Genomic DNA, 12,081 nt, shown 5'->3' with positions numbered 1-12,081 from the left:
GCAGATGAGACCCTGCCGGTCAGACCAGCCGATCCGCCGGATGGTTGATGCCATCGAGCAGTGGCACCTCGCCCAGCTCGAACGGATTGACGCCTTCAAGGCAGGCGAGGTTGTAACCATACTGGGCCGGATTGGAGCGGCGCTGATGGTGGGTGTAGATGCCGCAGATGCTGCAGAAGTAGTGCTTGGCGGTGCGGGTGTTGAACTGGTAGCAGCTCAGCACCCCCTCCCCCTGCAGGATGCGGATGCCGGCCAGCGGCACCGAGGCGACGATGGCGCCCCGGCGCCGGCAGAGCGAACAGTCGCAGCGGCGCGGATCCACCACGCCATCCGGCAGGGTCAGCTCCAGCACCACGGCGCCGCAGTGGCAGCTGGCCTTGTGTCGCTCCTGAATGGGGGTATTGCCGATGCGCTTGATCATGCTACCTCCTTGCAGACGGGTTCAGGTTCCGAGCCAATCAATCAAACAGGGTATCCTGCCGCCCCTGCAGCAAGTGCTCATGGAGAGTTCGCAGCTGGGACTCCAGTACCCGATGGCGGGAGAGCGGGGGCAAATCGTCGATGGGAAAGAACCCCGCCCCTTTGGTTTCATCGGTTTCGTCCAGCAGCTGGCCGCCGGTCACCTCACACAGGAAGAACGCCTTGTGAGCGTGGGGCAGCTGGGGCGGATGAGGGTGCTTGAGCTTGTCGAACAGCGCCAGCAGTTGCACGGCCCGACACGCCAGACCGGTCTCCTCCACCACTTCGCGCACCACGGCCTCCGCCGGCGAATCGCCGATGTCGCACCAGCCCCCCGGCAGAGTCCAGCAGCCGTCGCTGCGCTCCTGCACCAGCAGGATATGGCCTGCATCGTTCTGAATGAAGGCCCGCACATCGAGCTTGGGGGTGGGATAACCGCGATCGAGGGCGATCCAGTCGCTGATGGCTTCAGGTGCCAGCTCGCTCTGGCTGGCGATGAGCGCCACCGTAGCCGCTCGCAGCGCCTCGAAACGGCCGATGTCGAAGGGATCCTTGGAGTAGGTGAGGCCCGCTTGCGCCGTGGCCAGCACCTGTTCCAGAAAGGTGGCCAACAGCGGCTGCATGGCTAGAGCCCGAGGAAACGGACGATCTGGGCGGGGTAGCGCTCGAACGCCACGAAGGCGTGGTCGCCGCCGCACTCCAGCGAGAGACGGGCAAAGCGGTATTCGTCCAGCGCCTTGCGGTAGTCGAGCACCTCGTCCTCCTGCTGTTGCAGTACCCAGAGTCGCTCGGGGGCGCTCACCGGTACCGCCAGCGCCCGCAGCTCATCCATGTGTTCAGGCAGCAGTTGATACTGCTCCCCCGTGTAGGGGTTGGTCTGGGGGCCGAGGTAATCACAAAGCAGCTCGTGCGGGCGCACCGCCGGGTTGATCAGGGCGGCGTGGCAGCCGTATCGCTCGCTGACCCGGGTTGCCATAAAGCCGCCGAGGGAGCTGCCCACGGCACCAAGCTTGAATTCGTTGCCATAACAGCTCTGCAGATCGGCAATGGTTTGCTCAATGGCCATCCAGGCCGCCGCCGGGGTGTTGGGCTGGGCCGGGATCACTACCTCGATATCGGGTCTGTGCTCAGCCACCCAGGCAGCCATCTGCTGCGCTTTGGCAGAACCGGGCGAGGAGTTGAAACCGTGCAGATAGAGGAGAACGGACTTCATCGCGACTCCTCAATAACCGGTGGCATTGGGATCGGGCACGAACTGTCCCACCGGCAGACGCCACACCTGGCTGGCGATGCGGCCATCCGGGTAGAGGGTGAGGTAGCGCCAGCCCGGGCCGGATTCGTCCAGCGCGAAGCCATCAGAGAGCGGTTTGAACTGGATGCAGGTGGAGGGGCTGGCGATCAGCCGCACCCCGCGGTGCACCTCGTCAAACTCCTGGTGGACGTGGCCGAACAATATGGTCTTCTGCTGCGGGTGGCGAGCCAGCACGGCAAACAGGTCGTCGGCATTCTTGAGATTGTGCTGATCGAGCCAGGCACAACCCACCGGCACCGCCTGATGGTGCAGGGCGATCAGGGCATGACGCTCGGGATGCTGGCGCAGCGCCTGATCCAGCGCCGCCAGCTGGTGATCCCCCAGCACCCCGTGAGGTTTGCCGCGCACCTGGGTATCCAGCAGGATCACCTGCCAGTGTTCACCCACCAGCTGTTTGGCCTCGCTGATGCCGGCCGCGTGCAGGTATTCGGTCATCAGGGGGCCGTCGTCGTGGTTGCCGGGCAGCCAGTAGATGGGGCGCGCCAGCGGCGCCATCATGGAGGCGAAGCGCTGGTAGGATTCCGGACTGTGATCCTGGGAGAGATCCCCGGTGGCGAGGATCAGATCGAACGGATGGTCATTGGCCTGCACCCGTTCCAGCACGGCAGCCAGGCTCTCGGCAGTGCGCACGGCCAATAGCCGCCCCTCGGCACTCGCGAAGAGGTGGGTGTCGGTAATTTGCAACAGGCGCACACTGCCGTCCTGCGCCTGGGGTAGCTCTGTTTCCAAAATCACGCTTCTTTTTATGAGTTCAACTAGAGGATGTTTATCAGGCTGGTACCATGTCTGAGACAAAATTTTAGCCAATCGGCCAGAAACAGGTTTACCTGCTCCTTTTCATCCCGCTGGTGCATATTTTTATTGGGATAATCATAACGTGGTTGCAACCTTGAAATCTGTTGCGCCGCACACACTTCCGCCATCCGCACGTCATGGTACAAACGAATCTCTATTCGGGCCTGCAAATAACTCGGCAATTCCGGGTTGTGCTGGGCCAGGATCACCTGGCTGGTGAAGCGACTCTCCTCGCTCACCGTGAGCTGAAACTGCAGCCCGTTGCCCACCTGATAGCGGCGTTCGGCGCCGACACTGCCGCCCGGGGGCAGCAGTTTCATCAGGGTCATGTAGTTGACCTCACAGGTACGCTGCAAGGACATCAAATCAGGCACATAGCGCTTCATCGGGCTCTGGACTAACGACATTTCTCAGCTCCATCAATCCGAGCACATGCATAGTTGACCTCACAAGTACGCTGCAAGGACATCAAATCAGGCACATAGCGCTTGGCCTGGGTATGAACGAGCGCCACCTCAGCGCCCCGCCAGCCAGCGGGCACGCAGCTCGCCGTGATTGAGAGCCAGCCACTGCAGGGCGATGACGGAGGCGGCGTTGTCGATGCGCCCCTCTTTGAGCCAGGCATAGGCCTGCTCGCGGCTCACCACGTGGACCCGGATGTCTTCCCCCTCTTCCGCCAGACCGTGGATCCCCTCGGCCTTGCTGGCATCCACCTCGCCCACGTAGACCTCGATACGCTCGGTACTGCCGCCCGGGCTCACCAGATAGCTGATGGCGTGCTCGCAGCGGCCGACCTCGATGCCCGCCTCTTCCACTGCTTCGCGCCGCACCACCTCTTCAGCGACCTCGCCCGGGTCTATGATGCCGGCCACCAGCTCCAGCAGCCAGGGGGTGGCGCTGGTCTCGATGGCGCCGATACGAAACTGCTCCACCAGCACGATCTGGTCGCGCACCGGGTCATAGGGCAACAGGGCGGCGGCATGGCCGCGCTCGAACAGCTCGCGGACGATGGGCTCGTTCCAGCCCCCCGCAAATAACCTGTGCTGCAGACGATAGACGTTCACTTTGAAGAACCCGTTATATCCTGCTGATTTATCGATAATTTTTACGTCATCGGCAGAGTAGTGACGGGTTTGGGGCAAGGCTTGCTGCGACATACGAGACTCCCGCCAGCTTGACTTGGCTCGGTTAGGCCATAAAATCCGGGAACATGAATGAACATTCATTCACTCGCTCCCGTCGGAGATGAGGGACGGATTTTAGCAGCCACAGGACATTTGGCTAGGCACGAGGGGGAGAAAACTCACCCTCGTTCTTGACGTTCCTGTCGCTGGAAAAGAGACAGTTATCATAAAATTTTGCTTATAGTAGAGTGATTAAGCTGCAATCAAGCTTGGTCGGTGACAATATTTGCCCTCTCCAGCAACCAGTTTGGGTTACTACATAAGGTTAAATCGATCTATGAAAAGAACACTTTTGTCCGTCATGGTGTTGCTGGGCGTCAGTGCCGGTGCCCATGCCGAAAACCTGCTCGACATCTACCAGCAAGCCCAGATCAAAGACCCGCAGTTGCTGCAGTCCAAAGCCGTTCGCGATCAGGCCTTCGAGAAGATCAACGAAACCCGTGCCCCTCTGCTGCCCCAGATCGATCTGGGTGCCGGACTCAATTATCTGAAAAACAAGAACGATACCCAGAGCAACAACAACGCCAAGGGTGAAGTGACGCTGTCGCAGTCCCTCTATCGTCGCAGTAACTGGGTCAATCTGGATATCAGCGAGAAGCAGGCTACCCAGTCTGATGTCGCATACAACCTCGAGATCCAGAGCCTGATGCTGCGTACTGCCCAGGCCTATTTCAACGTGCTCAAGGCGATGGACACCCTGGAGTTCGTGCGCGCCAACAAGGTTGCGGTAGAGCGTCAGTTGGAACAGACTCAGCAGCGTTTCGAAGTGGGTCTGACCGCCATCACCGACGTGCACGAAGCCGAGGCCTCTCGTGACCAGGCGCTGGCGGACGAGATCAACGCCGAGAACTCGCTGGACAACAGCTACGAGACCCTGCGCGAGCTGACCGGTATCGATCACCGTCAGCTGGACGTGCTCAACACCGATCGCTTCAGCCCGCAGAAGACCGCCTTCGGCTCCGACAAGTGGCTGGAGCTGGCGCTGGACAAGAACCTGCAACTGCACAGTGCCCGCATCGGCAAGGACATCGCCAAGGAGCAGATTGACCTGGCCAAGACCGGCCATGAGCCGACCCTGGATCTGGGTGCAGGTCTGCAAACCAGCAATACCGATTACAAGCTTGATAGCATGCCGGGCGGCAATGACAATCAGGCCAACATCGGCCTGACCTTCAAGCTGCCGCTCTACAGCGGTGGCGCCACTAGCTCCAAAGTGAAGCAGGCTCAGTACAACTACGTGGCGGCCAGCGAACTGCTGGAGAAGAACTTCCGCTCGGTGCAGAGCACGGTGCGCTCCTCCTACAACAACGTGAACGCCAGCATCGGCTCGGTACGCGCCTACAGCCAGTCCGTCATCTCCGCCGACAGCGCCCTGAAGGCGACCGAAGCGGGTTACGAAGTGGGTACCCGTACCATCGTCGACGTGCTGGACTCCACCCGCAAGCTGTACGAGGCCAAGCAGAAGCTCTCCGAAGCCCGTTACAACTACATCCTCAATATCCTGAGCCTGAAACAGGCTGCCGGTGTGCTGGAAGCGCAGGATCTGGTGGAAGTAAACCAGGGTCTGATGCCTGCCACTGCAAAAGCCAAGACCAAAGTCTGATAGTCGTTATCGGCAATGAAAAAGGCGACCATCAGGTCGCCTTTTTGTTATCCGGGTCTCGTCGCTTGCTGGCGATGGCCCCGGATAAACGGGGCCATCAGTATTAGCCGCGTTCGCGGATGGTCTTGATGATGTCGCTGGTGGAGCAGCCATCCTCGAAGTTGAGGACCCGCACCTCGCCGCCGTTGGCGGTCACCTCGGCATAGCCGGCAATCTCTTCAGGCTGGTAGTCGCCGCCCTTGACCAGCAGGTCCGGCAGCACCTCGGCGATCAGCCGTTGCGGGGTATCCTCGGCGAAGGGCACCACCCAGTCCACGGCACCCAGCGCCGCCAGCACGGCCATCCGGCGCTCGGTCGGATTGACCGGACGACCCGGCCCCTTGAGGCGGCGCACCGACTCGTCGGTGTTGACCGCCACGATCAGGCGATCCCCCAGCTTGCCGGCATTGGCCAGGTAGGAGACGTGACCGGCATGCAGGATGTCGAAGCAGCCGTTGGTCATCACCACCTTCTCGCCACGCAGGCGGGCGGCTTGCACGGCAATCTTGAGCTGGGCTTCGGACATGACGCCAAAGCCGGTCTCCTGCTCGGTGTAGAGGGCGTTGGCCAGCTCGACCGGGCTGACGGTGGAGGTCCCCAGCTTGCCGACCACGATGCCGGCGGCGGTGTTGGCCAGGGCACAGGCTTCGTCCAGGCTCTTGCCGGCGGCCAGCGAGGTGGCCAGGGTGGAGATGACGGTATCACCGGCACCGGTCACGTCATACACCTCGTGGGCCTGGGCCGGCAGGTGCAGCTCGGGCTGGCCTTCGCGGATCAGGGTCATGCCGTTCTCGGAACGAGTGACCAGCAGGGCCTCCAGTTCGAAGCGCTTGACCAGCTCCAGCCCCTTGGCAACCAGCTCCTCTTCGCTCTTCACCTTGCCCACCACGGCCTCGAACTCGGACATGTTGGGGGTCAGCAGGGTAGCGCCGCGGTACTTCTCGAAATCGGTCCCCTTGGGATCGACCAGCACCGGGATGCCGGCGGCGCGAGCGCGCTGGATCATGCCGGGCACGTCGTTGAGGGCGCCCTTGCCGTAGTCAGAGAGGATCATCACGTCGCTGTGCGGCAGCGCCTGCTCGACCTTGCCCATCAGCAGGGTGGAGTCCACATCGTGGAAGGCCTCTTCAAAGTCCAGACGCAGCAGCTGCTGGTTGCGCGACAGCACGCGCAGCTTGGTGATGGTCGGGTAGTCGGCCAGACGAACGAAGTCACAGGCGACCTTGACGCCGGCCATCTGGCCAGCCAGGGCATCGGCGGCCTCATCCTGACCGGTCAGCCCCAGCAGCACGGCGTGGGCGCCCAGCGCGGCGGAGTTGAGCGCCACGTTGGCGGCGCCACCCGGGCGCTCCTCAATGTGTTCGACCTTAACCACGGGCACCGGTGCCTCGGGCGAGATCCGGCCGGTGGGGCCATGCCAATAACGGTCCAACATGACATCGCCAACGACCAGAACGCGGGCTTTTTCAAACTCGGGCAGGGTGATCTTCATCTGTATCGACTCTCAAAACCTGAAAAATCAGTCGCCGATTTTATCACACTCTTTTATTTGAGGGAGAAAAAGCAAACCTGCGGTTTCCATTTAAAGAAACCGGTAGTGACGATTCCCGTCACGCCAGTGAACCACCATCAGCCCCTCTGACCAGCACATAGCCATTCGCCCCCGACCCCGCTTTTCGGCTAGAATCCCCGCTTGCGAATAAAACGATCCGTTCAGGATCCCCACGTGCCTTTATCGCCTCCCCTTATTCGACCGGGCTTGCCCGGTGCATGGCGATTGCGAACAAGAGACTTTTCATGGCCCACGACAATGCTCCCCGCCTCGAACCCCGCCTGTTTCATCCCCGCTACTGGGCCAGCTGGTTCGGCCTCAGCCTGCTCTGGCTGCTGGTGCTACTGCCCTGGCGCAGCCAGATGTGGCTGGGACGCCAGCTCGGCAGTCTGGCCCGCAAGCTGCTGAAATCTCGCGTCAAGATTGCCCGCCGCAATCTGGAGCTGGCGATGCCCGAGCTGACCAAGGATGAGCGCGAGAAACTGCTCAAGCAGAATTTCGAGAGCGTGGGCTGCGCCATCTTCGAAGTCGGCATGGCCTGGTTCTGGCCGGATTGGCGGATGCGCAACCTGATGAAGGTGGAAGGGGAAGAGCACGTCATCACCGCCATGGAGAAGGGTCAGGGCATGCTGCTGCTCTCCTGCCATTTCCTCACGCTGGAGCTCAACGCCCGCTGCTTCGGCCTGGTACGGCCCGGGGTCGGCGTCTACCGTCCCAACACCAACCCGGTGCTGGAGTATGCCCAGTACCACGGTCGCTGCGCCTCCAACAAATACCTGGTGGACCGGATGGACGTGAAGGGGATGATCAAGGCGCTGCGCAACGGCGATGCGCTCTGGTATGCGCCGGATCATGACTACGGCAGCCATGCCAGCGTGTTCGTGCCCTACTTCGCGGTGGAGCAGGCCGCCACCATCACCGGCACCGCCACCCTGGCGCGGGTGAAAAATACCGTCACCCTGCCCTGCTACAACATTCGCACCAGCGAGGGTTACACCCTGCATATCGGGGCGCCGCTCGCCGACTATCCGAGCGGTGACGACCTGGTCGATGCGACCCGTGCCAACCGCGAGATAGAAGCCGCCGTGCGCAAGGCGCCGGAGCAGTACATGTGGCTGCACCGCCGCTTCAAGACCAGACCCAACCCGGACGATGCGGGCTATTACTGAGTCGGAAAAAACCGAAAAAGCCGCCGAAAGGCGGTTTTTTCTGGCCTGTCGCCGGTAAAGGGTTTTCATTCGTGGCTGAATATTTTATTAATGGCCCTGCCGAGCGGCGGGCCCAGGCCCGCCAGCAATACCAATAACGAAGGGAAGCGAACATGAAAGCCACTCTTTTGCTGGGCGCCCTGTGCGCATTGACCGGCTGCAGCCAGCAGACCCACAGCGTCCATCTGACCTCCCTCCCCTTAAGCGATCTCAAGGAAGTGAGCGCCCAGTGGAGCCCGCTCACCCGGATGGAGTCCCGCTACCCCAAAGAGGCCATCCTGGCCGGGCAGACCGGTTGCAGCTCGCTCGAGTACGTGATCAACCCGGCGGGACGGGCCGAACAGATCCGGGTGCTGGACAGCAGCGACCCGCAGTTCAGCGATGCCGCCATCGCCGTGCTGCAGCAGTGGCAATGGCAGGCCACCCCCACCAACTCGCAGCACATTCCGGTAAAATCCCGTACCCGCTTCGAATTTTGCATCGAGCACAACGGCCAGCCCTGCGACACCAGCGAACTGGAACTGCGCTGCCAGGGGGAAGACGTGGTGCGCAGCACCGGACTGATCTACACCCAGGTCTGAATCAGCCGCGCAGACCTCCATTGCCAGCCCGCTGGCCCCATCGACAGTTAAAGAAAAAGGTGAGCCAGGCTCACCTTTTTGCATTGCAAGCGCTGCGGCGCAGCTCATCACCCTTGCCGATGCAGCCAGGCGGCGATGGCCAGTTGCAGGCGCACATAGTCGGCCTGAAGGAACAGGGCCGGCAACGCCTGCTGCCAGTCGGCCTGTCCGGCTACCGAGGCCAGCCGCGGCCCGAACCGGGTCAGCTCAACCAGCCAGTCCGCTGCCGGCAACCTGCCGGCCGCCTCTGCAATCAGGTCCATGCCCAGGCGCAGCTGCTGCAACGCCAGCCCCTGCGCCTCGGCGTCCATCTGCTCCAGCCAGTACTGCTCGTGGTGCTGCCAGTGCTGCAGGCCGAGGGCGATACGCTCGGCCGCACTCAGGTCGATCAATGCAGGCAAGGCTTGCAGCGCCAGCGGCTTGCCGAGCCCAGCCAGCCGATAACCGCGCTGGGCCTTGGACTGAGCCCCGAGCCGCAGGCCACCAAGCCCGGCCAGCTGCTCTGCCAAGCCGAACAGGGCGCTCGCCTCGCCGGCTTTGAGCTCAAGCTCCAGCTCGTCGATGCGGCTCTTGCCGAGCACGCCGACGATCTCCCCCTGATCCCAGGCCAGCTCGATTTCGGCCCCCTCGAAGGCAATCAACCAGTGGCGGCGCAGGAAGTCGGTACGAAACTGGGCCACCAGGGAACCCTGGATTGCATCCCGTGTGGAAAGACTCGGCCAAATCTCGTCAGGAAAAGCGTCAAGCGCGGGCATATCGCCAGCGACCGGGGCATTGTATTCGGGTCTGGCATGCAATCCGCCCACCGCCTGACCCCGACATTTAATCGTCTGTTCGGCGAAATCATCGCTGCGACGGATCCGCAATCCCATCTCTAGGCGGCGCAAATCCAGCGTTGGCGTATCAAAATAGACATTGCCGAGCTCGGCTTGAGAGTTGGATATAATTTCCAGTGAATTCAGAAGGTTGAAAAAAGGCTGTCGAATATCTCGGGAGACAAAAAACTTTATCTCGATCTCAGTTTGCATAGTCATTCCGGGCTGGCAGGCAACTTTGGGGGGCGTGATGCTAAGCGCGAGGATATAATGCCTGCGATACATCAGGATTAATTCACGGTTTTATTGATGGCGCAGTTCGGTTACCATGCGCCCCTCATAAAATCGTATCGAGTGTTTTTTCACCGACACAGGTTTGGCCATGCCAGTAAATACTATTTTGGGGCTTTTTGCCAAGTCCCCCATCAAGCCGCTGCAGAAGCATATCGTCAAGGTTCACCAGTGCTCCCAGCAGTTGGTTCCCTTCTTTGATGCCGTTGCCGAAGACCGTTGGGAAGATGCCGAGAAGATCCGGCAGCAGATTGCCCAGCTGGAAAAAGAAGCGGACATCCTCAAGCGTGAAATTCGTCTGAAGCTGCCTCGCGGCCTGTTCCTGCCGGTTGCCCGTACCGACCTGCTCGAACTGCTGACCCAGCAGGACAAGATTGCCAACCGTGCCAAGGATATTTCCGGCCGCATGCTTGGCCGCAAAATGGAATTCCCCTCCGAGATGCGTGCCGATTTCATGGCCTATCTCAAACGCTGTATCGATGCGACCGCCCAAGCCGAGAAAGCCATCGGAGAACTCGATGAGCTGCTCGAAACCGGCTTTAAAGGACGTGAGGTTGAAATGGTTGCCGAGATGATCCACCAGCTGGATCTTATCGAGGACGATACTGACACCATGCAGATCGGGCTGCGCCAACAGCTGCAAGCCGTTGAGCAGAAATACAATCCGATCGACGTTATGTTCCTCTACAAGATCCTCGAATGGGTAGGTGACCTGGCAGATCAGGCCGAGCGCGTTGGCGCCCGTCTGGAACTGATGCTGGCTCGTTCGTAATCGACTGACTGGGTAAACACTGAATGGACATTATCGCGAATTACGGCACTACCCTGGTGCTCGTGGCGGCCTTGTTCGGCTTTTTGATGGCCTGGGGTATTGGCGCGAATGACGTCGCCAACGCCATGGGCACGTCGGTCGGCACCAAATCCCTGACCATCCGTCAGGCCATCATCATCGCCATGATCTTCGAGTTTGCCGGTGCCTATCTGGCCGGCGGCGAAGTGACCGCTACCATCCGCAACGGCATCATCGACAGCAACGCCTTTGCCGATACGCCGGATCTGCTGGTGCTCGGCATGATCGCCTCCCTGCTGGCTGCGGGCGCCTGGTTGATCCTGGCCTCCTACTTCGGCTGGCCCGTCTCAACCACCCACTCCATCATCGGCGCCATCGTCGGTTTCGCCGTGGTGAGCATAGGCCCGGAAGCGGTACAGTGGAGCAAGTTCGGCGGCATCGTCGGCTCCTGGATCATCACTCCGGCCATCTCCGGCGTGATCGCCTACTTCATGTTCATCAGCGTGCAGAAGCTCATCTTCAACACCGATGATCCCCTCAACAACGCCAAGCGCTATGTCCCCTTCTACATGTTCCTGACTGCGCTGGTGATCTGCCTGGTGACCATCAAGAAGGGGCTGACCCACGTCGGTCTGCACCTGACTGACGGCGAGGGTATCCTGCTCTCCATCGCCATCTCCATCGCGGTGGCGTTTGCCGGCTGGCTCTACATTCGTGGCCAGCAGTACAACCCGCAGGATGACAGCAAGATGCACTTCGCCAACGTGGAGAAGGTGTTCGGCATCCTGATGATCATCACCGCCTGTGCCATGGCCTTTGCCCACGGCTCCAACGACGTGGCCAACGCCATCGGCCCGCTCTCCGCGGTCGCCTCCATCGTGGCGGCTGGCGGCGAGATCGGCGGCAGCTCCCACATCGCCTGGTGGATCCTGCCGCTCGGCGGCATCGGTATCGTCATCGGTCTGGCCACCATGGGCGAGAAGGTGATGGCCACCGTCGGTACCGGCATCACCCACCTGACTCCGAGCCGCGGCTTCGCCGCCCAGCTGGCCACCGCCGCTACCGTGGTGATCGCCTCCGGCACCGGTCTGCCCATCTCCACCACCCAGACCCTGGTCGGTGCGGTCATGGGCGTGGGTCTGGCGCGCGGTATCGCGGCGCTGAACCTGGGCGTGCTGCGCAACATCGTGGTCTCCTGGGTCATCACCCTGCCGGCGGGCGCCATCCTGGCCATCGCCATCTTCTACGTGCTGCAGATCTGCTTCTCCTGAGGCGCGCTGCAATGAAAAGCCCGGGTCATTGACCCGGGCTTTTTTTATCTCGGCGCGCTCATCCACCCCTTGGGGATGCGAGCAACTTGCATCACCCGCCCCACAGGCGCAGACTGTTTGGCCTTGTTTCGACTCAAGGCAC

At 61.3% G+C, this 12,081-nt stretch carries 13 protein-coding genes; 5 read left to right on the top strand and 8 right to left on the bottom strand.

Annotated features, from left to right (window positions below; all coding sequences use genetic code 11):
* Nucleotides 1–19: 19 nt before the first annotated feature.
* The 6 genes from OKC44_RS14870 to nudF form a co-directional block, all read right to left on the bottom strand.
* Complete coding sequence (locus OKC44_RS14870; protein ID WP_270813701.1) at nucleotides 20–421, bottom strand: GFA family protein; 402 nt, start codon at nucleotides 419–421, stop codon at nucleotides 20–22.
* Between the two features lie 37 nt (nucleotides 422–458).
* On the bottom strand, nucleotides 459–1,082 hold the full coding sequence (locus OKC44_RS14865; RefSeq protein WP_270813699.1) for an NUDIX hydrolase: 624 nt from the start codon (nucleotides 1,080–1,082) through the stop codon (nucleotides 459–461).
* A 2-nt stretch (nucleotides 1,083–1,084) separates the two neighbouring features.
* Nucleotides 1,085–1,672: a YqiA/YcfP family alpha/beta fold hydrolase gene (locus OKC44_RS14860; protein ID WP_270813697.1), complete on the bottom strand. Its 588-nt coding sequence runs from the start codon at nucleotides 1,670–1,672 to the stop codon at nucleotides 1,085–1,087.
* A gap of 9 nt (nucleotides 1,673–1,681) precedes the next feature.
* Entirely contained in the window at nucleotides 1,682–2,500 is an 819-nt protein-coding gene (gene cpdA / locus OKC44_RS14855) for a 3',5'-cyclic-AMP phosphodiesterase (RefSeq protein WP_011707475.1), read from the bottom strand.
* 26 nt (nucleotides 2,501–2,526) lie between these two features.
* Nucleotides 2,527–2,973 (bottom strand): DUF1249 domain-containing protein, encoded by a 447-nt coding sequence (locus OKC44_RS14850; protein ID WP_017409511.1) that lies wholly within the window; start codon nucleotides 2,971–2,973, stop codon nucleotides 2,527–2,529.
* 108 nt (nucleotides 2,974–3,081) lie between these two features.
* Nucleotides 3,082–3,723 (bottom strand): ADP-ribose diphosphatase, encoded by a 642-nt coding sequence (gene nudF / locus OKC44_RS14845; protein WP_016352088.1) that lies wholly within the window; start codon nucleotides 3,721–3,723, stop codon nucleotides 3,082–3,084.
* A 304-nt stretch (nucleotides 3,724–4,027) separates the two neighbouring features.
* On the opposite strand from nudF, the gene tolC reads away from it, so the two are divergent.
* Nucleotides 4,028–5,353, top strand: coding sequence for an outer membrane channel protein TolC (gene tolC, locus OKC44_RS14840; protein WP_024944694.1), 1,326 nt, complete (start codon nucleotides 4,028–4,030; stop codon nucleotides 5,351–5,353).
* A 103-nt stretch (nucleotides 5,354–5,456) separates the two neighbouring features.
* On the opposite strand, the gene hldE is transcribed toward tolC, so the two are convergent.
* Nucleotides 5,457–6,884 (bottom strand): bifunctional D-glycero-beta-D-manno-heptose-7-phosphate kinase/D-glycero-beta-D-manno-heptose 1-phosphate adenylyltransferase HldE, encoded by a 1,428-nt coding sequence (hldE, locus tag OKC44_RS14835; protein ID WP_043127108.1) that lies wholly within the window; start codon nucleotides 6,882–6,884, stop codon nucleotides 5,457–5,459.
* 305 nt (nucleotides 6,885–7,189) lie between these two features.
* Here hldE and lpxL point away from each other — a divergent pair, with 305 nt between their 5' ends.
* Together lpxL and OKC44_RS14825 are read left to right on the top strand one after the other, a co-directional pair.
* Complete coding sequence (gene lpxL / locus OKC44_RS14830) at nucleotides 7,190–8,113, top strand: LpxL/LpxP family Kdo(2)-lipid IV(A) lauroyl/palmitoleoyl acyltransferase (RefSeq protein WP_124252084.1); 924 nt, start codon at nucleotides 7,190–7,192, stop codon at nucleotides 8,111–8,113.
* A 152-nt stretch (nucleotides 8,114–8,265) separates the two neighbouring features.
* The gene (locus tag OKC44_RS14825; protein ID WP_158196603.1) at nucleotides 8,266–8,733 is read left to right on the top strand and encodes an energy transducer TonB; all 468 of its coding nucleotides are present in this window, start codon (nucleotides 8,266–8,268) and stop codon (nucleotides 8,731–8,733) included.
* A gap of 107 nt (nucleotides 8,734–8,840) precedes the next feature.
* Here OKC44_RS14825 and OKC44_RS14820 read toward each other — a convergent pair whose 3' ends face one another.
* Entirely contained in the window at nucleotides 8,841–9,800 is a 960-nt protein-coding gene (locus OKC44_RS14820) for a CYTH domain-containing protein (RefSeq protein WP_270814075.1), read from the bottom strand.
* Between the two features lie 169 nt (nucleotides 9,801–9,969).
* Between OKC44_RS14820 and OKC44_RS14815 the strand changes: the two genes are divergently transcribed.
* Entirely contained in the window at nucleotides 9,970–10,650 is a 681-nt protein-coding gene (locus OKC44_RS14815; RefSeq protein ID WP_005305357.1) for a TIGR00153 family protein, read from the top strand.
* Nucleotides 10,651–10,673: 23 nt separating this feature from the next.
* Nucleotides 10,674–11,939 carry an inorganic phosphate transporter gene (locus OKC44_RS14810; protein WP_016352095.1) on the top strand — a complete coding sequence of 422 codons (1,266 nt, stop codon included), beginning with the start codon at nucleotides 10,674–10,676 and terminating at the stop codon, nucleotides 11,937–11,939.
* The last annotated feature ends 142 nt before the right edge of the window (nucleotides 11,940–12,081 follow it).

It is taken from the genome of Aeromonas sp. S41-2, assembly GCF_027705845.1.
GTDB classification, from domain to species: Bacteria; Pseudomonadota; Gammaproteobacteria; order Enterobacterales; family Aeromonadaceae; genus Aeromonas; species Aeromonas hydrophila.
The sequence above is the reverse complement of the archived record's forward strand: the minus strand, read 5'-3'. Positions and strand labels throughout refer to the sequence as shown.

Coding starts and splice junctions, on each gene's coding strand:
- OKC44_RS14815 (WP_005305357.1), top strand. CDS start 9,970: ATGCCAGTAAATACTATTTTGGGGCTTTTTGCCAAGTCCCCCATCAAG.
- OKC44_RS14850 (WP_017409511.1), bottom strand. CDS start 2,973: ATGTCGTTAGTCCAGAGCCCGATGAAGCGCTATGTGCCTGATTTGATG.
- tolC (WP_024944694.1), top strand. CDS start 4,028: ATGAAAAGAACACTTTTGTCCGTCATGGTGTTGCTGGGCGTCAGTGCC.
- OKC44_RS14820 (WP_270814075.1), bottom strand. CDS start 9,800: ATGCAAACTGAGATCGAGATAAAGTTTTTTGTCTCCCGAGATATTCGA.
- lpxL (WP_124252084.1), top strand. CDS start 7,190: ATGGCCCACGACAATGCTCCCCGCCTCGAACCCCGCCTGTTTCATCCC.
- hldE (WP_043127108.1), bottom strand. CDS start 6,884: ATGAAGATCACCCTGCCCGAGTTTGAAAAAGCCCGCGTTCTGGTCGTT.
- OKC44_RS14810 (WP_016352095.1), top strand. CDS start 10,674: ATGGACATTATCGCGAATTACGGCACTACCCTGGTGCTCGTGGCGGCC.
- OKC44_RS14865 (WP_270813699.1), bottom strand. CDS start 1,082: ATGCAGCCGCTGTTGGCCACCTTTCTGGAACAGGTGCTGGCCACGGCG.
- OKC44_RS14825 (WP_158196603.1), top strand. CDS start 8,266: ATGAAAGCCACTCTTTTGCTGGGCGCCCTGTGCGCATTGACCGGCTGC.
- OKC44_RS14860 (WP_270813697.1), bottom strand. CDS start 1,672: ATGAAGTCCGTTCTCCTCTATCTGCACGGTTTCAACTCCTCGCCCGGT.
- nudF (WP_016352088.1), bottom strand. CDS start 3,723: ATGTCGCAGCAAGCCTTGCCCCAAACCCGTCACTACTCTGCCGATGAC.
- OKC44_RS14870 (WP_270813701.1), bottom strand. CDS start 421: ATGATCAAGCGCATCGGCAATACCCCCATTCAGGAGCGACACAAGGCC.